22 protein-coding genes are annotated in these 22,007 nt (G+C 67.8%); 16 read left to right on the plus strand and 6 right to left on the minus strand.

Going from position 1 to position 22,007, the window contains the following annotated elements; genetic code table 11:
- Nucleotides 1-138: 138 nt before the first annotated feature.
- From STRIP9103_RS19435 to STRIP9103_RS19480, 10 genes are all read left to right on the plus strand, one after another.
- Nucleotides 139-1,143, plus strand: a complete 1,005-nt coding sequence (locus STRIP9103_RS19435; protein WP_009315098.1) for a hypothetical protein — start codon at nt 139-141, stop codon at nt 1,141-1,143.
- A 72-nt stretch (nt 1,144-1,215) separates the two neighbouring features.
- The gene (locus STRIP9103_RS19440; protein WP_009315150.1) at nt 1,216-2,748 is read left to right on the plus strand and encodes an amino acid permease; all 1,533 of its coding nucleotides are present in this window, start codon (nt 1,216-1,218) and stop codon (nt 2,746-2,748) included.
- Between the two features lie 29 nt (nt 2,749-2,777).
- Entirely contained in the window at nt 2,778-4,178 is a 1,401-nt protein-coding gene (locus STRIP9103_RS19445; RefSeq protein WP_009315161.1) for a glutamine synthetase family protein, read from the plus strand.
- A 37-nt stretch (nt 4,179-4,215) separates the two neighbouring features.
- Complete coding sequence (locus STRIP9103_RS19450) at nt 4,216-4,716, plus strand: LuxR C-terminal-related transcriptional regulator (RefSeq protein WP_009315144.1); 501 nt, start codon at nt 4,216-4,218, stop codon at nt 4,714-4,716.
- A 133-nt stretch (nt 4,717-4,849) separates the two neighbouring features.
- Nucleotides 4,850-5,734, plus strand: coding sequence for a phosphotransferase (locus tag STRIP9103_RS19455; RefSeq protein ID WP_078613969.1), 885 nt, complete (start codon nt 4,850-4,852; stop codon nt 5,732-5,734).
- A gap of 125 nt (nt 5,735-5,859) precedes the next feature.
- Nucleotides 5,860-6,078, plus strand: a complete 219-nt coding sequence (locus tag STRIP9103_RS49990; RefSeq protein WP_009315115.1) for a hypothetical protein — start codon at nt 5,860-5,862, stop codon at nt 6,076-6,078.
- A 5-nt stretch (nt 6,079-6,083) separates the two neighbouring features.
- Nucleotides 6,084-7,127, plus strand: a complete 1,044-nt coding sequence (locus STRIP9103_RS19465) for a phosphotransferase enzyme family protein (protein ID WP_048820578.1) — start codon at nt 6,084-6,086, stop codon at nt 7,125-7,127.
- 172 nt (nt 7,128-7,299) lie between these two features.
- Nucleotides 7,300-9,243 (plus strand): ATP-binding cassette domain-containing protein, encoded by a 1,944-nt coding sequence (locus STRIP9103_RS19470; protein WP_009315121.1) that lies wholly within the window; start codon nt 7,300-7,302, stop codon nt 9,241-9,243.
- A gap of 49 nt (nt 9,244-9,292) precedes the next feature.
- Nucleotides 9,293-10,117 (plus strand): DUF6602 domain-containing protein, encoded by an 825-nt coding sequence (locus tag STRIP9103_RS19475; protein ID WP_048820579.1) that lies wholly within the window; start codon nt 9,293-9,295, stop codon nt 10,115-10,117.
- Between the two features lie 436 nt (nt 10,118-10,553).
- Entirely contained in the window at nt 10,554-10,994 is a 441-nt protein-coding gene (locus STRIP9103_RS19480) for a hypothetical protein (RefSeq protein ID WP_199790556.1), read from the plus strand.
- Nucleotides 10,995-11,193: 199 nt separating this feature from the next.
- Here the strand turns inward: STRIP9103_RS19480 and STRIP9103_RS19485 are convergent, their stop codons facing one another.
- The 5 genes from STRIP9103_RS19485 to STRIP9103_RS19510 form a co-directional block, all read right to left on the minus strand.
- Nucleotides 11,194-11,709 (minus strand): hypothetical protein, encoded by a 516-nt coding sequence (locus STRIP9103_RS19485; protein WP_009315089.1) that lies wholly within the window; start codon nt 11,707-11,709, stop codon nt 11,194-11,196.
- Between the two features lie 139 nt (nt 11,710-11,848).
- Nucleotides 11,849-12,895 carry a PDDEXK family nuclease gene (locus tag STRIP9103_RS19490; RefSeq protein ID WP_100243942.1) on the minus strand — a complete coding sequence of 349 codons (1,047 nt, stop codon included), beginning with the start codon at nt 12,893-12,895 and terminating at the stop codon, nt 11,849-11,851.
- 221 nt (nt 12,896-13,116) lie between these two features.
- On the minus strand, nt 13,117-14,313 hold the full coding sequence (locus tag STRIP9103_RS19495) for a cytochrome P450 family protein (protein ID WP_009315110.1): 1,197 nt from the start codon (nt 14,311-14,313) through the stop codon (nt 13,117-13,119).
- Between the two features lie 2 nt (nt 14,314-14,315).
- Nucleotides 14,316-15,251 carry a DUF6545 domain-containing protein gene (locus STRIP9103_RS45260; protein WP_009315091.1) on the minus strand — a complete coding sequence of 312 codons (936 nt, stop codon included), beginning with the start codon at nt 15,249-15,251 and terminating at the stop codon, nt 14,316-14,318.
- A gap of 246 nt (nt 15,252-15,497) precedes the next feature.
- A complete protein-coding gene (locus tag STRIP9103_RS19510; protein ID WP_158696894.1) occupies nt 15,498-15,914 on the minus strand; it encodes a hypothetical protein in 417 nt (138 codons plus the stop codon).
- 409 nt (nt 15,915-16,323) lie between these two features.
- Between STRIP9103_RS19510 and STRIP9103_RS46680 the strand changes: the two genes are divergently transcribed.
- A complete protein-coding gene (locus STRIP9103_RS46680; RefSeq protein WP_009315169.1) occupies nt 16,324-17,157 on the plus strand; it encodes a helix-turn-helix transcriptional regulator in 834 nt (277 codons plus the stop codon).
- A 65-nt stretch (nt 17,158-17,222) separates the two neighbouring features.
- On the opposite strand, the gene STRIP9103_RS19520 is transcribed toward STRIP9103_RS46680, so the two are convergent.
- On the minus strand, nt 17,223-17,732 hold the full coding sequence (locus tag STRIP9103_RS19520) for a helix-turn-helix domain-containing protein (RefSeq protein WP_009315146.1): 510 nt from the start codon (nt 17,730-17,732) through the stop codon (nt 17,223-17,225).
- Between the two features lie 403 nt (nt 17,733-18,135).
- Between STRIP9103_RS19520 and STRIP9103_RS19525 the strand changes: the two genes are divergently transcribed.
- The 5 genes from STRIP9103_RS19525 to STRIP9103_RS19545 all read left to right on the plus strand — a co-directional run bounded on the left by STRIP9103_RS19525 (nt 18,136) and on the right by STRIP9103_RS19545 (nt 21,987).
- Nucleotides 18,136-18,465 carry a hypothetical protein gene (locus STRIP9103_RS19525; protein ID WP_009315159.1) on the plus strand — a complete coding sequence of 110 codons (330 nt, stop codon included), beginning with the start codon at nt 18,136-18,138 and terminating at the stop codon, nt 18,463-18,465.
- Nucleotides 18,466-18,467: 2 nt separating this feature from the next.
- Nucleotides 18,468-19,511 carry a hypothetical protein gene (locus STRIP9103_RS19530; protein WP_009315087.1) on the plus strand — a complete coding sequence of 348 codons (1,044 nt, stop codon included), beginning with the start codon at nt 18,468-18,470 and terminating at the stop codon, nt 19,509-19,511.
- A complete protein-coding gene (locus STRIP9103_RS19535) occupies nt 19,511-20,212 on the plus strand; it encodes an ATP-binding protein (RefSeq protein ID WP_009315113.1) in 702 nt (233 codons plus the stop codon). Before STRIP9103_RS19530 ends, STRIP9103_RS19535 begins: the two co-directional genes overlap by 1 nt.
- 126 nt (nt 20,213-20,338) lie before the next feature.
- On the plus strand, nt 20,339-20,905 hold the full coding sequence (locus STRIP9103_RS19540) for a WhiB family transcriptional regulator (protein ID WP_009315114.1): 567 nt from the start codon (nt 20,339-20,341) through the stop codon (nt 20,903-20,905).
- Complete coding sequence (locus STRIP9103_RS19545; protein WP_048820580.1) at nt 20,902-21,987, plus strand: DUF2637 domain-containing protein; 1,086 nt, start codon at nt 20,902-20,904, stop codon at nt 21,985-21,987. Before STRIP9103_RS19540 ends, STRIP9103_RS19545 begins: the two co-directional genes overlap by 4 nt.
- Nucleotides 21,988-22,007 lie beyond the last annotated feature (20 nt).

A 22,007-nucleotide genomic window follows, 5' to 3' on the forward strand; every position in this document is an offset into this window, starting at 1 on the left:
CCCCCCAACCTGCCTGAGGCCCCCGATGACATTCACGTCCAGCTCGGAGCGCACGTCACCTCGCACAGCCCGCACGCATCGGACGAACGGCCCCGATCCCGCTCGTCAGTGGCGCCTCGTCCGCGCCGAGGGGCTCTGATGGGTCTCGTCTATCACCCGGCCGGCCATGACGACGACCTGCGCGTGGCCCTCGTCGAACTGCAGGCGGGGCGTTGGAAGCCGGCTCGGGAGCTGCTGCGGAAGACGAGCACGCACTGGGCACTGCGAACATCACGCACTCAGCTGCTGGCCGTGGCAGCTGCCAGATCGGACGTGGTCGACGTCTGGCTCGCCGAGGAGCCGGGCAGCTACGACGCGCAGCTCATGGGTGCTCGTGTCGCCGTCGAGAGGGCGCTGCGCGGTCACCGTCAACAACACCCTCGGACCTTGGAGTTCGAGGCGAGGGCGCGACGTGCGGTGCTGCTGGCAGCTCGCCGAGCGCCACACGATCCCGTGCCATGGGTGTGTCTCGTGGCGCTGGCGCAGATCGACACGCGCCAGCTGCGTCAGGAACACCGAGTGAGGCCCGAGGAGCCCATGCTGCCCAGTGGTCCATGGGGGTTGCTGTACGAGGTCAACAGGCGTGATCCGTACAACCGCGAGGCTTACCATCGCGTGCTGCAGTTCATGCTCGCCCTTGAGGGGCCGCGGGGCGCATCCTTGGCCGCGGTCTTCGACTTCGGCCGATCCGTGGCCTCACAGAGGCCCGTCGGATCGCCGCTGCTGCTTCTGCCCGCGTACGCGCAGATCGAGCAGCGCCGGCAATCTCGCGCCGATCCACTGTGGCGGCGGCAGTGGGCGCAGGAGTCGACGCTCGACTACACACTGACCGCCTTTCACGACTGGTTTCGCAAGGCGCCCGCCGTGCAGCTCTCGGTCGCCGATCTGAACCTCCTGGCTTACGCGTTGTGGGCAGGCCACCAGTACCTGGAGGCCGCCGAGGTGTTCGAGGCGATGGGCCCTTACGCCGCCCGCGAGCCGTGGGCGTCCGTGCACGACGGAGCCGCAGGGCCTGACCCCGGCGAGGCACTGCTCCTGCGAGCGCGCGCCGAGTCCCTCTCGTACGCCCGTACCCGTAGGCCGCGCGCCGGGCCGCACCCTTGATCGGCATCCGCTCCCAACCAAGCCAATTGGCATGAGCCTGCCCATATATCCCTGAGTTTTGGAGGCTGACCCGTGTCTCGCTTAAGTCCAAACCACCGTGCCACGTCCCGGAAGTCCGACGACGCTTACCTGCGGGAGCTGGGCTACGAACCCGTGCTGGCCCGGCGCATGGGGCCATTCGGGAACTTCGCGATCTCCTTCAGCGTCATCAGCGTCCTGTCCGGCTGCATGACCCTGTATGGCTTCGGCCTGAACACCGGCGGGCCGTCGGTGATGCTGTGGGGCTGGCTGGTCGTCGGCGCCATGGTGATGTTCATCGGCGCCGCACTCGCCGAGGTGACCTCCGCCTATCCGACCTCCGGGGCCCTGTACTACCAGGCAGAGCAACTCGGCGGACGGAAATGGGGCTGGTACACAGGCTGGCTGAACCTTTTGGGTCTGCTCGGCGCGATCGCCGGCATCGACTATGGGGCCGCGCTGTTCACGGGCGCCTTCCTCAACCTGCAGTGGGGCTTCGAGCCGACACCCGGCAAGATCATGGTGATCTTCCTGTGCATCCTCGCCCTGCACCTCGCCCTGAACCTGTTCGGGGTCCGGCTGGTGAGCATCCTCAACAGCATCAGCGTCTGGTGGCACCTCGGCGGCGTCCTGGTGATCGTCGGAGCACTGGCGATCGTGCCGTCCCACCACCAGTCCACCGACTTCGTATTCGGCGAGTTCGTCAACAACACCGGCTGGTCCAGCCCTCTATATGTTGCCGTGCTCGGTCTGCTGCTGGCCCAGTACACGTTCTGCGGCTACGACGCCTCCGCGCACCTGTCGGAGGAGACCACCGACGCCCAGGTGTCCGCGTCACGCGGGATCATCCACGCGATCGGCTGGTCATGGCTGGCCGGCTTTGTGCTGTTGGCCGGGCTCACGTTTGCGATCCAGGACTACGCGGGCACCCTGGGCACCGCAACAGGCGTCCCGCCGGCGCAAATCTTCCTCGACGCCCTGGGCATGGCGGGTGCGAAGGCGCTGCTCCTGGTCGTGATCGTCGCTCAGTTGTGCTGCGGCAACGCCGAGACCGCCGCAGCCAGCCGGATGGTCTTCGCGTTCTCGCGTGACGGGGCGCTGCCAGGCTCGCGCCTGTGGCGGCAGGTGGATCGCCGCACTGGCACACCGCGCAAGGCCGTGCTGCTGTCCGTCGTGTGCGCCGCGGTGCTGGCTCTTCCGAGCCTGTACAGCCCGGTCGCGTACGCGGCGATCACCAGCATCAACGTCATCGGCATCACCCCGGCGTACGCGATCCCGATCTTCCTGCGGGTCAAGAACCGGCACCGGTTCCGGCCCGGCCCTTGGAACCTGGGCAGTTGGGGCGTGACCGTGGGCACGATCGCGGTCATCTGGGTGATGTTCGTGACCGTCCTGTTCCTTCTGCCGCAGACGCGCCCCGCCGACGGCGGCCTGGTGTCCGCGGAGACCTTCAACTACGCGCCGATCGCTCTGCTCGTCGTCCTGGCCCTGGCCTGGGGGTGGTGGCGGAAACAGGGCAGCTCGTACGAGGTGCCGGCCCAGAACTTCGACCGCTCGGCGGCTACGTACGAAGACGAGGTCGTCTGATGACGAGAACCACGATCAGTAACGTCCCCATGGCACGTCTGGCTGCCGCGCCCGCCCCCGAGCGGGGTGGGCGCTCCGAGAAGTCGGTCTCGCTGTCTGACCTGCGGAACCTCGTCAAGGCGGGGGCGATCGACACGGTGCTTCTCGCCCTGTCCGATCTGCAGGGACGGCTGAAGGGGAAGCGGTACGACGCGGGTCACTTCCTCAAGCGCGTGGCGCACGACGGTGCGGAGGTGTGCGCTTACACGCTGGCGACCGATGTCGAGATGAGTCCGGCGGACGGCTTCGCGCTGACCTCGTGGGAGACCGGCTATCAGGACCTGACGGTGCAGCCGGATCTGGCCACAGTATGCGTGGTGCCGTGGATGCCGCGGACCGCCGTGGTGCTCGGCCACGCCGTGGACGGGGGCGGCGCGCCCATCGGGGTCGCGCCCCGTCACATCCTGCATCGGCAGTTGACCCGGCTGGCCAGGCACGGGTTGCACCCCCAAGCGGGGATCGAGACCGAGTTCGTCCTCTACGAGGGCACCTATGCCGAGGCTGAAAAGGCTGGGTATCAGGGGCTCAGGCCGGTGACGACGGAGAACCTGGACTACGCGCTCGACCACGATCCGGTCTGCGACCGGTTCTTCCGCCGCCTGCAGCGGGCACTCGCCGGCGCCGGCATGCCCATCGAGGCGATCAAGACCGAGGCCGGTCCTGGCCAGGTCGAGGTGACCTTCCCGTACGGCAGCGCCCTCGCCGCCTGCGACCAGCACCTGCTCTTTAAACACGCCGTCCGAACGCTGGGCTCACGCGCCGGACTGGCACCCACCTTCATGGCAGCCCCCGAGACCGGCAGGGCCAACGGCCTGCACCTGCATGTGTCGCTGTGGTCGAAGGCCATCAGCCAACTCCACGCGCCCGAGAGCGACCACGAACTGTCCCCGACCGGGCGGCACGCCATCGCGGGTCTGCTCGACGGCCTGCCGGAACTCGGCCCCCTCTACGCACCGAACGTCAACTCCTACAAGCGGTTCATGCACGGCTCGTTCGCCCCGACCACATTCAGCTGGGGTTGGGACAACCGCACCTGCGCCGTCCGCGTCGTCGGCCGCGGAGACGGACTCCACCTGGAGATCCGCGTACCGGGAGCGGACGCCAACCCGTACCTGGCCCTCTCCGCCGTGCTGGCGGCCATCGACCACGGCATCGTGAACAAGCTCCCCCTCGGCGCTGCAGAAACCGGTAACGCCTATCGCAGCGGCGGCACCCTCGTGCCGACCACCCTGAACGAGGCCCTGGCCGCCTTCTACAACAGCGCCCTCGCCGAGAGGGCGTTCGGCACCGAGGTGGTCGAGCACTACGCCCGTCTCGCTCAGATGGAACTCGACCACCACCAGCGCCTGGTCACCGATGCCGAACGGCAGCGGCTGCTGGCCCGCGCCTGACCCTCACGCCACCAATATGGAAGGACCTGGAACTCCCGTGAGTGCACGACCGACGCGCCCGCCCGCCACGCACCTGGATCTCACTCCCGCACAGCTCCGCATCGCCCAGAAGGTCGCGGAAGGCCAGAGCACCGAGGCGATCGCAACCGACCTCACGATCACCGCGGGGACGATCAACGTGCAGATGAAGCACTGCGGTCAGAAACTCGGGGTGAGCGGTCGGGCCGCCGTCGTGCACGCCTGCTACGTCACTGGGCAGCTCGAACGCCCCCAGAAGGCCGCCTTCCCTGAAGCCCTCTCCGACACGGAGACCGAGACGTGGCGGATGATCGCCACTGGTGCCATCTCTCGGCAGTACGCGGAACGCGCTCGCATCAGCCACGACGAAGCCCAGCAGCGGATGAAGGCACTCCGGCAGCGCCTCCGGGCGCACAACGACCCGCACCTGGTGACGCTCGGCTGGACCTACGACGTACTGGACGCGTCCCTCGTCGAGATGGCCTCCGGCACGCTCCTCCGCGCCCAGGTCCCCGTATGACCTGCTCAGGCCGCATTGTCAGTGCCCCCTGGCACACTCCCCACTCCCGACTGAATACTCAGAGAACCCAGTCCATCACCATGTGTGACTTATGTGGATTGGTCCATGGAAGGGCGCACCAAACGTGACCGATATGCCCAGCGCACTCCACCAGCTGGTGGGATCGGTGACCGACACGTACATCGTGGTTGCCGAATACTCCCGGCCGGGCGTCAACCGACCATCGCTCTGGGAGATCGACGGACTCCACGGCGCACGGTGGTTCGCCAAACAGCACGCGGGCCCGAAGCTGCACCGGCGGGAGGTCGACGCGTACGGGAAATGGACGGTCGCCCTGGGTGCCGACCGTGCGCCCGAGCTGATTGCTTCGGACGCGGAGACACACACCATCCTGGTCACGGCGGTGGCCGGACGGAGCCTGGACACACTGCGGCTGCCGGCCGAGCAGGAACGCACGGCCTATGAGCAGGCCGGTGAACTCCTGGCTCGGCATCACACCGCGGCAGCGGACGAGCCGACCACGAAGGTGACCGAAGAGACGTGGGACTCGACGGCAGCGAAGCTGCTGGATGATGCTGCGCCCCATGTGCCGGAGCACGAGATCACGCTGGTGCAGGCGCTCGTCAAGGAGGCTCCGCCGCTTCTGCCACAGGTGGCGGCGCACGGCGACTACATGCCCAAGAACTGGATGTGGGACGAGACCGAGCAGCGGCTTCGAGTCATCGACTTCGAACGGGCCGAACTCCAGCCCGCCGCCCGCCGGGACTTCAGCCGACTCCGCTACCGGATCTTGCTTCAGCGCCCCGACCTCCTTGCCGCCTTCCACCACGGCTACGGCCGCCAGCTCACCGAGCAGGAGCTGGCGGCGTGCCGGGCGTACGCGGCGCTGGACGCGCTCGACTCACTGTCCTGGGGAATCACGCACCGCGACATCGGTCTCGTCGACGAAGCCCACACCATGCTGGAGAACCTGCGCCAGGAGAGCGGCGGGCGCCTGTGGGGCGGGTGGGGCCAGTGAATGCCATTGTCGGAGCCTCCTCCTACTGCAGGGAGCAGCGGCGCGCAGGGGACAGCGTCTTCGGCCCGCAAGAGCCAGCTAAGGAGGAGGCGCTGCGCGCTTCCGCCTTCTGCGATGTCACCACCGTGACCATCCCCGTGCGCCGCGAGTGGTGCTTCGACGAGGTCATCGGCGGCCTGTACCCGACACCGTTCGTGGCCCAGCAGCTGTTCGGCGACCGTCAGGAAGCGTTCGAGGCAGCGCTCACCAATGCCCTGGTCCCCTTCGTGGAAGGCGGGGTCCTCGTGGAGGACAACGCGTTCACCGTCCTCACCGCGCGCCGGCCCTCCTTCAGGAACCGGTGACGGGGATGAGCGAAGCGGACTGGAATGCGGCAGTGACGGCTGACGTGCTGGAGGAGCGGTACGGGGTCGTTGCACTCGTGGTCGAGCCGGTGCACATGGGCACCGACACGATCAACCGGCGGGTCCTGACCGACGACGGATTACGGCTGTTCGTCAAGGAGTACCGGTCGGATACGGACCTGGATGCGGCCCGCACCGCATGGGACATGTCGGAGTACTGCCGAGCCGCGGGCATTCCCATCCCGCGCGTCTGGGACGACGCGGACGGCAACCTCATCACCATCGCGCAGGGCAGCGCCTGGGCCTTGGTCGACGAGGCGCCCGGTCGCGTGACCACCTCGGCAATGACGGTGCCGCTCGCCGAAAGCATCGGCGCAGCGATGGGGCGCATGCACCGGGTTCTGGCCGCCTACCCGCTGCCGAAGAACGTGCAGCAGTCCCGCTGGCGGACCGGCACGGTCGAGGACGCACTCGCCAAGTGCAACACCGTGATGGCCACGGCCATGCGACAGGAGCACGAGAGTCTCGAGCAGCTACGGGCCGACCTCGATCAGCGGCGGGAGGACCTGCAGAACCACGTCCACCGGCTGCGTGAAAACCTGCCGGAAACGTTGGTGGAGCAGGCGCTGCACGCAGACCTCTCCCGCACCAACCTGATCGTCCTCGCCGACGTCGTTACCGGTGTCATCGACTTCCGGGGCGCAACGGGGATGTCGGCCTGGGAGCTCGGCCGCGCCGCGTTCGATCCGCGCACCGTCGCCACCAGCCGGGAGTGGCATACCTGCGCGTTGGCCATGGTCAGCGCCTACCACGCGCAGAACCCCAGCCTCCCCCTGACCGAGTTACGGGCCTGTGCCCGGATCGCCCTGCTGTACATGCTGTTCAGCTTCTACGGCGCCACGACCGCCGAATACGACCTTCCGCAGGAAGCCGAGGTGGACCTGCGCCGGCACTGGAACGAGAGGCAGACCACCATCCGCCGCCTGCTGAACCACCTTGGCGACCTCGACGATGCGTTCGCCCGGCTTGGCGAGGGAGGCGGCGCATGACACACCCACTTGTTCGGACCGTGCCGAGCACGCGCAGCAGCCGAGCAGGAGTCCCATCCGCACCTCACCCACAGGGGGACGTTTTGTATCACGCACTGATCGGCTGGTACCAGGCGACCGAGGCGACCGAGGCGACCGAGGCGATCGCGTCGGCGGCGGAGAGGCGGGGCCGGTGACGACCGCACCGAAGACCGCTCCAAAGGCCACGCCTCCCGAAGACGGGGAGGTACCGGACGAGGAACTGAGGTTCGCCATCCCCGGCGACCGCCGTATCGAGGCCGCCAACGCCATCACCAGCCGCTCCATGGCTCGTCGCCTACCCCAGCTGATCCGGCGAGCTCTCGCCCTGGGCTGGCAGGTGGACCGCAACGCGGTCATCGCCCTGCTGGTTGTACAGGTCCTCTCCGGGGTGCTGGAAGCGTTCGGGCTCATGGCCACAACCGGGGCGATCAAGCCGCTGATCGCTTCCCAGCACATCAGCAGAGACCAACTCATGGACGCCGCACCGTCCTTGGCCGTACTGACCGGGGCCATCGGTCTGCGTGCCCTCCTGGGCATCGCCTCGTCCTCGCTGTCGGCCCGGCTGGCGCCCCGTATCTCCCGCGAAGCCGAACTCAAGCTCCTCGATGCCGCGACCAAGGCAGAACTGTCCGCCTACGACAGCCCCGGATACAACGACCGGTGGGATGCGGCCGACCGCGGCGTGGAGGTCTCCCGGGACCTCCTGACGCAGACCCAGTACATCCTCGCGTCGTCGGCGTCACTGATCGCCTCCGCTTGCGTCCTGACCGCCGTGCACCCGGTGTTGCTGCCGCTGCTCGTCCTGGCCGCACTGCCGAAGGGGGTGGCCAGCGTGCGAGCGGCCCGCATCAGCTACATCGCCTCACTCGCCACCTCGAAGGACCGCCGACTGCTGGGGATGCTGCGCTGGTACATGGTCGACAAGCAGACCGCTGATCAGGTCCGCTCCGGCACCATGGCCCCGTTCCTGCTCGGCAAGTACCGCACGGCCGGAGCGCGGATCGACAAGACCACCGACCAGGCCACCTGGCGCGCCGCCCGGATCTCCCTGGTCGGCGGGGCCACGGGAGGTCTCGCCCACGCCGTCGTCTGGGTGGCCCTGGCGCTGCTGGTGTCCGCCGGCCAAATCTCGGTTGCCGCCCTTGGCACCGCGTTCCTCGCCTTGGGACGTGTCAGCGCCGGGCTGGACGGAATCGTTGGCTACGGCGCCCAACTCTTCCGTACCGGCATGTACTTGGACGACTGGGCCGACTTCATCGACGAAGCCGGCGGCCACCGCATCGACCGGGGCACCCGGAAGCCGACCGGACCCACGGTCGTATCCGCCGAGAACGTCACCTTCAAGTATCCGAGCGCCGATCGCCCAGCCGTCAGCGACGTGTCTCTGGAAGTCCGGCGGGGCGAGGTCGTCGCCCTGGTGGGCGAGAACGGTTCGGGCAAGACCACGTTGAGCAAGCTCCTGTCCTCGCTGTACCTGCCCGACAACGGAGCCATCACATGGGACGGCGTCGACGCACGGGAGTTGGACGCGCACGCAGCCTGGGAGCGAGTTGCCGTCGTACCGCAGTCCTACGCGAACTGGCCCCTGTCAGCGCGGGAGAACATCACCCTCGGCCAGCCCACCGAGGCCGGGGACGCCGCCGTACTCGCCGCGGCCCACGCGGCGGGCGCCGACGAGGTCATCGACGGTCTGCGCAACGGCCTGAACACCCTGCTCGCCAAGGAATGGTGGGGCGGGCAGGAACTCTCCGGCGGGCAGTGGCAACGCATCGCGATCGCCCGCGCCTTCCACCGCCCGGCCGGGCTCCTGGTACTGGACGAGCCGACCGCCGCCCTCGACCCGCGGGCCGAACACCGCATCTTCACCGGCCTCCGCCGCCTCGCCGCAGACCGCGCCGTCGTCCTGGTCACGCACCGGCTCACCAATGTTGCTATCGCGGACCGCATCGTCGTCCTGAACAAGGGACGCGTCATCCAGGACGGTACCTTCGACGAACTCCTCGCCCAGCGCGACGGCTTGTTCCGCGAGCTGTGGGACCTGCAAAACGAGCGCACGGGACGCGTCCCCGCCCCTCTAGGACCCGAGACTTCGTAGCAATGGAGATGGTTCGTGAGGTGTCAGTCCCTAGTTCTACTGTCGTGGCATGGATGACAACCACCTGGCCGGAGTTCTGCATTCCGTCGCGATGAGGATGCGCGCGGATTTCCGTCAGTCTCAGCTGTTTCAGCACCGCGGCGAGGCCGGAACGAACCGTGAGCTGTTGGTCCGGGACTTTCTGGCCAGCCAACTTCCTGGTCACGTCAAGGCAATCCACAGTGCCGAAATCATCACGGCATCTGGCGAGGTGTCGCCCCAGTGCGACATCGTCATCACCGATCGCAGCACCCCACCACTGACCGACCTCCAGGGCTACCGGATCGTCCCCAACGAGTGCGTCTACGGCGTCGTAGAGGTGAAAACCACTCTGGACCGCGAAAAGCTCCTCGACGCCTGCGAGAAAGTCCGCAAGGCCAAGAAACTCGCAAAGACCGCCTACTACCCGACGCCCGGCTTCCAGCGGACCCGTACAGCCTACGGCCGCACCTACCCCTACACACCGACCGTCGGCATGATCTTCGCGTTCGACAGCATCGACCTGGTTACACTCGGCGAGCACTTCATCGGCTGGTGCAAGGAGCGCGAGCCGGAACACCGGCCGGACAGCATCTGGGTCCTCGGCAAGGGCTACTACGTCTGGACCAACCCGGCCACCGGTTTTGTCAATCCAACGCCGGAGCCTGGATCAGGGATGATCGCCATGGAGCCCTGGCATGACGAGGATGTTCTGCTGCCCCTGGTCCTGCATCTCAACCAGCACTTCGCCACGGCATGGATGCCGCCGCTCCGGCTCTTCGACTATGCAGGGCAACACCCTTTGGGGGTCTCCAAGCACCTCTGGACCGAACTGCCGGCGCCCCCGACGGAGTGACACCAGAGCACCTCCGGAGCGATCACGCCTCGCAGTCACGTCCCCTCAGCGGCGCCATCTTCGACGGCCACAGCGACGCCGTCGTGCACAGAACGCAGAAACCTCCAGACACCGCCCACGAGGTGCAAGATCCCCTGGGCGCTCTCCACAAGGGGGGATGGGACCCTGCCTGATCCATGAGACGGACACAAAATTGCTGGTGATGCTCGCCGGGCTTCTGGCACTCTCCCTGCATGCTGCTGTTGCTGACCGGATCGAGCTGCTCCGGGAAGTCCACCCTCGCATTCGCTGTCGCCGACCGGATCGATCACATCGCCGTCCATGACACCGACGAGAGCGGCGTTCCGCGCAACCCACCCCCCACTGGCGGAATCACAACACGGAGGAGTGGATTCGCCGCGCGCTCGACTACCAGGCTCACGGCATCGACCTCCTGTTGACAGGCCAGGCACCGCTCGGCGAGGTGCTGGCCGCCCCCTCGGCGCCTCTGCTGAACGGCATCGCGCTCTGCCTTGTCGACGCCGCCGACGAGGACCGGCGCCGCCGGCTCCGCTGGCGCGACCCAGGCCGCTGGTCGGAGTCCGACGTCGGCCGTTTCAACAACTGGGCGGCTTGGCACCGTGGTCACGCCCGCGACCCCCGGCATCGCCCGGACGTCCTCACTGTCGGCAGCGCACCCATGATGGCGTGGCACCGCTGGACGTCTTGGACCGCCGAGGACCCCCGCTGGCAGATTCATGTCATCAATACCACTGACCGTGGACCTGAGAAGTCGGCCGACGACCTGGAGCAGTGGATCAACCGGCAGCGCCAAGCTCTCCGCGCAGGCCGTCACCCCCTGTGCCGCGGCTGGGCGGAGCAACGCCCGCCCGGGTGAGAGCCGGCGAGGCTGGAAATCCTGAGACGCCGCCGACAACGACTACACGGTCAGCTCAGCGCCCGGCTGCTGGAGGAGGCAGTACTCAGCGCATCATGCTGAAGACAACGGCAGCTGCCGTCCTCGGACCAGCGCTTCAGACTGAGCAGCCTCCGGTTCTTCCTGGGGATCAAGGGGAGGGCGGGTCGGGCCATCGACATCAGTTCGCTTTGATGGTGCTGCGGGCCGCGAGGCGGAAGTCCTTGACTGCTTGGTAGAGGACTCGCTCCCGTTTGGCGGCAAGAGCCATGTCTTCGGCCTTGCGGGTAGTGTCTCCCTCGTGGGCGTTCTCGGCCATCCTCCGCATGACTTGAGACAGATCGCTGGAGGCGTGGGTGACACGCTCAGCGGCTTCCTCCAGGGAGGCTGGTCCTTCGAGGATGACGACTTCGACGGCGCGGTGCACCTCGCGGGCCAAGGTGATGAACCGGCGTATCTTTTCGTCGACGTCGGACAGGTCTGGTTCGTCTGCCCGCAGCGCCTCGAGGATGGCGTCCATGGCGATGTCGCGGTCATGGAGAGCGCTGAGGTAGCCGGCGCATGCGTCGCGGCGTTGCTGACGGTGCCACTGATCGTGCTGTGTCTGTGCCTGGGCGCGGCCGTTCACTACAGCGGCGCCAAGGGTGGCAAGTGAACCGACGGCGGCGCCCAACAGCGCGGCGAGTCCTGCATCCATGGGCTCAGTCTGCCCGGCATGTCGCACACCCGGTGCGGGGTCATGATGAGCACCGAGGCCATCGTGGCGAGGGATGCGTGCTGTTCGCAGGGGCCATGCTGTTCCACGGCGTCGACAGCGTGCGGTCATGCCTGGGCGATCAGGAACTCCGCAGCTCGGCCGGCTCGTACCGTAGGTGGAACGTGTGAGCGTGGTCGCCGTCCAGCCAGTAGACCGTCATGGTGGACAACAACTGCTTCTTCACCCAGCTCGTGCGGGACCGAACAGTTTCCTCCTGCGCGAGGATCCAGTCCTCCACCTGCTTCGGCAGCCCGAAGGCCATCTCGTACGCGCCGGGATCTGCTGCTGAGCGCAGCGTCCAGGTGCGATGTGCACCGGACTTTTCCGCCCGCCTGAGGCGCACCGCGTGAGTTGGGTGCACGCGGCAGTAGCCCACAAACGCTTTGAGGTCATCAGGTGCGAGTCCGAGTACGAATGGAGCTGAGGGAAAAGCGAGGACCAAGCCGAGCGTTGATCGGCTGCGCAGGCTGGATGCCAGGGCGTCAAGCGGCTCTGTCACTGAGGGCAACGGAGGACTGATTTCCGCTCCCTCATGGTGCAGGGCATAACGGAGATAGTTGCGCAGGTGGTGTATTCGGGGTGATTCCCCTTGGGGAAGCGTATTAAGCGCCTCATGGACATGTTCAGCAGTCTCCCCCACCAGGTCACGTAGAACGTGAAAATTGGGCATGGATAGGTCGATCAGCGATATCTGATGGGCCAGGGCGTACTCCTGGGCGTCTTTGGTGAACCCGCTGGTGGAGAAGATCGCGTAGCTGTACTGGTAGCGGGGTCTCGGCCGGCGGGGCTGACTGGATGAAGAGCGCGGCGAAGCCAGCACGCCTTCATTGACGTCATGGATGACGCCGTGACCGTTCCGCACCGTGGGCAGATTGACGGCCCGATTGGTGAACTTCGCTTCCAAGAAGAGCCGCACAGGCAGTGAGAAGGGAGGGACGTAGCGGAATTCACCGAGCACGTTGGCTTGGTGCCAGGCTCCACGGCCGCGGACAACTAGTCCATGCTGCCTCACAGCGAGTACGTCGCGGTCGTCCTCTTCAGCCAGCAGTTCGTAGCCGCTGGACTTCAGTAGCCATGCCAGCACTTCTTCCAGGAGATATCCCCGCAAGGCTGCCTCAGTGATCACCTGAGTCACGCTAATACACGCTCATCCCAAGGAACCATCGAGTCGCTGGCGCTCCATAGGGTCGATGCCGTAGGCGGACGCGCTCCGGACGGCTTTGGGGACAGGCTGCCTGTGCAAGGGGCTCCGCCCGAGTGGAGACCCGTTTGCCAGCGTCCTGTGGCACTGGGTGGCCAGATGGCCTGGTGGCGGACGCTCACCTCTGCCAAGGTGCGCGGTGTAGCTCACCGAGTGGGGCAGCGGGGGCTGAAGGCGACCGGCAGTGATTCGAGTCCGCGTACCAGGCGGGTCGGGCGCCACTGCAAGTTCTCAGCTGGGGCGGCGAGTTGGAGGTCGGGACAGCGGCGCAGCAGGGTGGTGAGGGCGATGTCGGCCTCTGCGCGGGCGAGTGGAGCGCCGACACAACGGTGAATGCCGTGGCCGAAGGCGAGGTGGCGTCCGGCATCGCGGTCGAGGTCGAGGCGGTCGGGGTCGGGGAAGCGGTCGGGGTCGCGGTTGGCCGCGGTGGGGGAGATGAGGATGGGTTCGCCGGCAGGGATGTGGACGCCGCCGAGGGTGATGGGTTCGGTGGTGTAGCGGAAAGTGGCGATGTTGACGGGGTTGTCGTAGCGCAGGAGTTCATCCAGGGCGCCATCGAGCAGGTCGGGATGGTCGCGCAGCCGGTTGAGCACCTGGGGGTGCTGGAAGAGTGCGAGGACGGCGTTGCCGATGAAGTTGGCGGTGGTTTCGTGGCCGGCGACGAGCAGCAGCAGTCCGAGGGAGACGACTTCGCTCTCGCTGAGTTGGTCGCCGTTGTCGCGGGCGGCGAGGAGGTCGGCGAGCAGGCCGCTGTCCGGGGTGCGCCGCTTGGCTTGGACGAGGTCGGTCATGTAGTCGGCGAGGGTGTGGGTGGCGGCGTCGATGCGGTCGGGGTGCCCGGCCGCAAAGAGTTCGGCTGACCACTCGCGTATGGCCTTGTGGTCCTGTTCGGGTACGCCGAGCATCTCGCAGATGACGGTGACCGGCAGGGGCACGGCGAAATCCTCGACGAGATCGGCGCGCCCGTGCGGCAGGAAGGCGCCGATGAGTTCGTCGGTGACCTGCTGGATGTAGGGGCGCAGTCTCTGAACGGTGGCGGTGGAGAACGCCTTGGTCACCAAGCGGCGTAGCCGGGTGTGCTCGGGCGGGTCGCTGTCGAGCATGGTCTGGCTGAGGGCCGGGTGCAGGTTGCGCTGGGAGGGCTTGTCGGCGAAGAAGGCAGTGGCGTTCTTCGACAAGCGGGGATCGGTGAAGGCCGCCCGGGCTTCGGCGTAGCCGGTGACCAGGTAACTGGTGGTGGTACGACCGGTGCGGATCTTCTGCACCGGGCAGGAGCCGCGCAGCTCGGCGTAAGCCGGGTAGGGGTTGGCGAAGAACTCGGGGTTCTGCAGGGGGTTACTCATGGTTACTTTCCTGCCGGTGCGTGGATCGCCGCCATAAGGCGGACGGAGTGAACGATCGGGTCGGTGGTGTAGGCGTCGGAGACCTGGCGCAACCAGGTGGTCTCCGTACGGAGGTCTCCGGCGCGGTCCCGGGTGCCGGGGGCTGGGGGTGCGGGATCGAAGTCTGGTTTGCTCCCGCTGTGCGCCGCGTGCAGGGCCGCTGCCAGGATCGCGGCTTCGATGATCGCGTCGCCTTCGGCGGTGCCGGCCAGCTGGCGTGCGGCGACCGCCTCGGCGGCGGCATGCTGGACGGCCCGCGAGCGGTGGGGGCGCAGGGCCAGGATGCCGTCGTTGATCTCGATGACCTTGCGGTGGAGCAGGAAGTCGAGCTCATCGTCGGCGCCGGCGTCCAGGGCGATGTGCGGCAGCACGCGGGTGAGGTCCTGCCACAGCGGATCGAGGAGGGTTAGGGAGCGCCGTTCCCAGCAGTCCTCGGTCACTGTGGGTCGCCATGTGGGGAACTGCCGGCCGCGGTAGATGCGCTGACGGATGAGGGTGGCCATCATTTCCGCTCCGCGTTCGTCGGCGGTGGCGTAGCGAGTACGGCCGGAGATGCAGGCCCCGAATTCCGGCTTCAGCCGGGGCGCTGGTACCAGCCCGTCCTCCCAGGGTAGGGAGCCGATCTGGCCACACAGGACGTGGCTGATCCCGTGCGCGAGGATGTGCAAGCGGTGCAGGCGCGAGGTTCCTCGCTCGTAGAAGAGGAAGAACGCCTCGTCCGTCTCGATACTGACGCCGGACGGGGCATCCACGAACCCCGTGGTGTCCAGAGGGCGCGGAATGAGGGGCTTGCCGCACCACGCGGCCACCGCGTCGCAGAGCTGCCCGGTACCGAACCGATGCGGCAGATTGAGGAGGGCGAGGCGCTCCTCGCAGGCGGTACGAAGTCGGCTGTCCATGATCCCCCCGTCAATGAGGCCGTTCGATAGGGCTGCGGTGTACCGGCGGCCGGCCGGGGCCGGTGGGCATTGGCGGCGGACAGGCGGGCACACCAGGAGTGCGGCGGCAGGCTGCGCAGCCTCTGCGGCGGCTCCGCCGCGGCTGGGCCGGGGTGCTTCAGCGGTCCTGCCGGGAGTGGTGCGTACCGCCGATAACCCGGGGCCCGCGGTATGTCGCACGGGAGAAGCGCTCGGGCAGCATCAGTATCAGCGACGATCTGTGCCGCCGACGCCGCCTCGCTGGCGAGGCGGCCGAGCCGAACCCGCCGGAAACGGGATGATGAGGGCGGTCTGAGCCAGGCCCGGGGCGGCGGAGTGCACGGCGACTTGCCCGCAGCCCAGCCGGAGCATGCCCCATGCCACGCGCTTGACGATCCTGCACGCGCCGGTGACGAGGGTCGAGGCGACAACCTCGGCCAGCCCGTGCACGGGCGCCACGGTGGAGAGAACTGCGCCGCCCCGCTCTGGGGCGGTCCCATCGTTCTGCGCGGGGTGCAGCCTGACGAGCAACCCGCCCGTCTGGTACGGCATCGCGGCTTGTTCCTTGGCATCCCCGCGCCTCTGGCGGGCCACCTCCGGGGCGATTCCCCGGTCGCTGCCGGTGGTCGAAACAGATCGAGGCATGTATCCCTCCCAGACTGAGCCGTTCGCGCCTACAACGGCGGTAGGCGCTGAGGGCGTCACCATGCCAAGGGTTGTGAGGAACTCGCACTTCCGCGGAAGTGCCACTTCCGCTTACATTCCGTGTCCGCTGCTCGAAAATCCACCCTGCGCGCGAGAACGTGCAGGTGCCGCCAGCAAGAGGGCTGGACTTCCCTTCGAATTAAGAAAGCTGACAGGGGGACAGATGGATCGGCCGAAGAAGTGTTGAACGAGAACTGGTTACGTTGCGTGTAACTCAGCCCCTATTCGATCATGAAATCCCGATCGACAGGCACACGACCAGCAGTGGATGTGATCTGCGTCACGCTAGCTTCGGTGTGATCGGCGCAGCTCGGCGCGTCGATGTGCATCCGACGGTAAAATGCCTGATATGCGGAGGTTTGCGGAAGGAACGGACGGCGGGCCGGAAGTGAGTGAAACGCTGACCGACCTGCTGCGCGGCTGGCGGGAGCGCCTCGACCCGCGGTCGGTTCCCGGTCTGGTTCGGTCGGACCGTCGCCGCCCTAACCCGGGCCTGTCGCAGAAGGAAGTCGCGAAGCTGACCGGAGTGACGGACCGCTGGTACCGCAATCTGGAGGCTGGCCATCCTGCCGACTACTCCGCCGGCTTCCTTGACAGGCTGGCGGTCACCCTCCGGCTCAGTGACTCAGAGCGGCGCATGCTGTTCCTGCGTGTTTCGGGGCGGGAACCGCCCCTGCGGGAGTCGGCGGATTCGGCTGCGGTCAAAGCGTTCGACACCCCCATGCAGCGCTTTTTGGAGCACCAGCTTCCCCATCCCGCCTACATATCCGACATCTCTTGGAACTTTGTCGGATACAACCAGCGGATGCTCGAATGGTTTCCTTGGATCCCGTACCAGAACAACCTGATGAAATGGATTCTCATCCACCCGGAGGCTCGCCATCAGCTGGTGAACTGGCGGGATGACTGGGCGCGTCCGTCGATCGCCCAGATCAGGTTCGTCTGTGGGCGATACCCCGACAACCGCGCCCTGCAGGAGCTGGCGCGTGATGTGGTGGCCGGCAGCCCTGAGGTCCGCGAGCTCTGGGAAAGGCATGAGGTTCACACGCACTCGGACGGCGACGTGCGCAAATTCCGGCTGCCCTACCACGGCGCCGAGGAAACCACCGTGAGGATCATTATGCTTGCTCCGCTGCGCAGCATCGAATCGCGCTTCGTTGTCCTCATGAGGATCGACGACTGACACTGGTCGGCCGCCGCCAACGCCAGGCTGCCTATGCGCACCAGCGCTTGGCCGCAGGCATCGTGTCATTCACTCAGGTCGAGATCGTCCTCAACCGTCTCGGGGGACAGTCCGTCCGCCACCCTGGCGGTGCTGATGACCGCCTCCAGCATTTTCAGGGATTCCGGGGACAGCCCGTTCGCCCGCAGGGCGATCCGACGGACGCCCCGGCTGCGCATGGCGGCGACCAGCCTCTTCTCGGCGTCGGTCGGCGCCTCGTGCTTCTCCATGTCCCGCCGGGCGACCCGCTTGTCGAAGAAGAACCCCGGAGAGACCTGGAAGAACGTGGCCAAGGCCACGATCGTCTTCATCGTCGGGTTCGGCTTCTTGCCCGAGCGCAACTGCTGGATCGTGCTCTCTGCGTTCCCGGTTGCGGCGGCCACCTCGGCGTTCGTGGGTGGCCCGTCCCGGCCCTGTAGGCGGACATGCTGGAACAGGTAGTTCAGCGGCTCGGCGAACGTGCCTGTCTCCCACGGTTCGGCAACCGCGCCCGCGTCCAAGGCTCCTGTAGTCACACCTTCGTTCTGGACCACCATTCCACCTCCTCCGATGCCGGACATGCGTCACTGTAGTGCACCCGGCGGTACGCGAGTCCAGTCGTCCCGTACTCGAGTGAAGACGCTCACGTCACTCTGGTGTACCTTTGCGTCACGCTTCTTACTGGAGTATTCCGCAGGGTGGTCATATGGTGCTGGTCGCTGCGGTGATCAGCACCGCAGCGACCTGCGAGAACGTGAGGAGGGGCTCTGCCATGGAAGCGGTGCGTGTCCGCAGCCCGTAGGCGAACCCAGGCCCAAGGCAACGGCGCCCAGGAGCGGGAACTCCCAGGCGCCGAACGGTCGCCCCCAACAGGGGTGCGGATCCACTACCAAGCAGGCTCGGCTGGACCTTTTCCACGAGAGACAGCCGGGCCGCTCACTACCAGCGAAGGATACTCGCATGCCCGAGCACCGGAGCGGAGGCCGGAGCGTCACGGAGCCTGAGGACCGGCACCGTCGTCTGGCTGACCTACTGGCCGACATGATCCCCGGAGCCGCCACTTTCCGGGTGACCCTGCACGACCCCACCCAGGCGTGGCCGCGCCCCCACGCCCGCGCCTACGACGCGGTGGGGAAGCCGATCACCCTGAATCGCACCCAGGCGATCACCGCAGCCCGCTGGATCATCCGGCTGCACCCGGAAGCTACCTGGGGCGATCTGTACGCCTTCGACCTCGCCACCGCCCGCCTTCACCGCGCCGTCGTGGTCAGGGCAGGACGGAGGCGCTGAGCATGGCGAGGATCCGCACCATCAAGCCGGAGGCGTTCACCTCCGAGTCGCTCGCCGAGGTGAGCGTGAACGCTGAACGTACCTTCTTCGGCCTGCTCACCCAGGCCGACGACCAGGGACGCTTCCGCGACAACGCGGCGATCATCAACGGTCTGCTGTGGCCGCTGCGCGCCGAGCACACCGCCGTCCACGCCGAGGACGACCTCCAGCAGCTCGCCGACGCCGGGCTGATCTGCCGGTACACCGGCTGCGACGGCCGCCGGTATCTGCACGTGGCCACGTGGGGTGAGCACCAGAAGATCGACAAGCCCTCACAGTCCCGGCTGCCCTCTTGCTCGATCCATCACACCGCCGACCGGTGCGGGGCATGCAAGGGAGTCTGCACCGCTGCCTCGGCCAAGGCCGGTGAGGTGCCGCCGAGCCCCGCCCGAACCCTCCCCGAAGCCCCGCTGAATCCTCCCCGAACCCTCGATCGGCCCGTCCTCGACCCCGTATCGTCCGCTCCGGCGCGGCCTGACCACGGTGTCAAGGGCGGCGACGATCAGCGGGACACCCAGGACGAAGCCGTCGGCAACCCTGCCCACGATAATCGTGAAACGGCAGGTCAAGCGGCATTTGCCGAGGCTTCCCCGAACCTTCCCCGAACCCTCCGGGAGCCCTCGGCGCCTGGATCTAGGATCTTGGATCCTGGATCTTCTAATCCTTCGGGGCGCACAGCGCCCGCACCATCGCCATCGGCGCGAGCCCTGATCTGCGAGTACGCCGCCGCATGCGCCGAGCGACCGCCCAACGACGTGCTCGGGCACCTCGGGCGGAAAGTCCGGCAGCTGCTCGACGAGGGCATCGACCCGCAGCACGTCCGGGCGGGGCTGGAGCGCTTCCGGGCCAAGCCGATGCATCCCTCGACGCTGCCGAGCCTGGTGAACGAGGCGATGAACGCCGGGGGCGGTCGTTTGGTGCGGCCGGAAATCCGGCCTACCGTGCCCGGCCACACGGCGTGGACCAACCCGGTCGACGCTGCCGCCGCCTACGCCGAGGAGCTGTGATGCGCGACCGCAACCGCGAACCCCAGCGGCTGGGCGGCGAGGGCACCATGGCCCGCATCGCCCGGATCCTGGCAGCCCGAGGCGTCGACCCAGCTACCGCCGTGGTGCACGACACCCCCGAGCCGATCGCCGCGCTGGAGGCGGCCGAGGCCCGGATCCCGCTGCGCTACCGCAGCGCGATCGGCGACCACCCGCAGATCGAGGCGTGGGTCCACAACGTGGCCTCAGAGGCCGTCGCTCCCAGCAAGGGCGCCCGTCGGCAGGTACGCACCGGACCGTCGCTCCTGCTCGTCGGCACCACCGGCACCGGCAAGACGCACCTGGCGTACGGCGCCATCCGCAGCCTCGTGGGTGCCGAGATCGGGGTGCGCTGGCACGCCACCACCGCCGCCGACATGTACGCGAGCCTGCGCCCCCGGGCAGGCGTCGACACGGAGCGGGAACTGCTCGCGCTGTCCCGCTGCCCGCTGCTGCTCCTGGACGACCTCGGCGCGTCCAAGACCTCGGAATGGACCGAGGAGATCACGTACCGGCTGGTCAACCACCGCTACAACCAGATGCTGCCGACGCTGATCACCACCAACCTGGCCATCCGTGACCTACGCCAGGCCGTCGGCGACCGGGTCGCCTCCCGGCTGGCGGAGATGACCGAGCGCATCGTGCTGACCGGCGCCGACCGCAGACGAGGTCCGGCCGCCTGACCGCCACCAGGCCATCTCACCGGGCGGTACCGCCCGGTCGTTGCCCCTGATCACCTCCCCGGCCACGCACCATCCTCCGCCGACGCCCCGCCGGGCGCGCGGAGGGCGATCGGAGACACCCCGCGCATGCCCAAGACCTCGATGACGCCTGCCCACTTCCGGACGCTGGGCGACCACACCTGGCAGAACCGCGCTGCCTGCCGCTCCACCGAGCACCACCCAGTAGACCCCGAGCTGTTCTTCCCCGAGCCGGACGAGTTCGACAAGATCGCCGCTGCCAAGGCACTGTGCGCCCAATGCCCGGTCCGCCGCACCTGCCTGGACGTAGCCCTGGAGAACCGGGACCGCGAGGGTATCCGGGGCGGCCTGACCGAGGAGGAACGCGAGCCCCTGCACAAGAAGCTGCCGCACCGCCTGGACTACGCCCGCGTCAACGCCGTACTCGCCGGACGCGACATCCACCTCACCACCCGGGAACGCGAGGCCGCCGCCCTGGCCGCCTTCCGCAACGGCATCCCCGCCAGCCGCCTCGCCTGGTTGCTGAAGATCACCGAGGAACACGCCGACAAGCTCTATCGACGCACCCGCCGCCGTCTCGAAAACCGCAACGCCGCCACGACGAAGCCCAAGAAGCGTGGGCGGCCGAAGAAGAAGGCCACGGTGTCCCGCGACGACCTCCGGGCGGCGGCATGACCACCGCCGTGCCGATGCCGGCGCGCATGACCGGCTGGGACCGCGCCGCCATCGTGGCCCTGGGCGCGGCAGGCAGCGCGCTGTCGTACGACGCCCTCCAGCAGATGGCCGTCGCCATCCACGTCCGCGGTCTCCTCACCTACCTCTTCCCGCTCGTGATCGACGGGTTCATCGCCTACGGGGTACGCGCCCTGGTGGTCCTGCGCGCCGCACCGCTCGGTGCTCGCGCATACGTATGGACGCTCTTCGGCACCGCGACCGCCGCCAGCATCTGGGCCAATGCCCTGCACGCCGTCCGCCTCAACGAAGAGCGCATATCCTCCGGCAGGCTGAGGCTCGGCGATACCACGGTCGGCATCCTGTCCACCCTCGCCCCGCTGGCCCTGGCCGGGGCGGTCCACCTGTACATCCTCATCGCCCGCCGGGTCACCGAGGAGACTGCCTCCGCTCCCCTCGGACACCCGGCCGCCGCCGGTTACTCCGCTGACCGGATCGAGGTCGAGCGACCGGCAACCACCGGACACCCGCAGCCTTCAACCGCCGGTCAGGGCACCGCTGGTCACGAGCACGCTGCACTGACCGGGACATCCGGACACGTCACCGACCGCGAGCCGGTCACCTCGGACAAGCCCGGCCAGGACACCCGGACACCAACCGGCCAGGACGTCCCGGGTCAGCCGACCGACCCCGCGACCGAGTCGGTCACCGAGCCTGTGTCCTGGGCACTTTCCCGGCCCACCCGGACACCTCTCCAGGTCGGTGACCAGGGCGGACATGCCGGAACGAGAGCGGCCGGGGACGCTCGCCCGAAGGGTGACCGACCAGCGACCCCGAGCACGGACACCAACCCGGTCACTCGTCCGCAGCCTCCGTCCGGCAGTGACCGGGTGACCGACCCGGTCACCGACCAACTGCTCCCCATCGCTCGGAGGGCGGTCACCGAGACCGGCCGAACCACCCGCGCGGTGGTCGCCGAGGCCATCCGCGGACAGGGGCTGCCACTGTCCAACGACCGACTGACCGACCTGATGCGCACGCTCCGGGACGACCCCGGGCAGCCCAACGGCAACCGCGCCGCCTGACCGGCCACCCTCGCGCTGGC

The organism is Streptomyces ipomoeae 91-03 (assembly GCF_000317595.1).
GTDB classification, from domain to species: Bacteria; Actinomycetota; Actinomycetes; order Streptomycetales; family Streptomycetaceae; genus Streptomyces; species Streptomyces ipomoeae.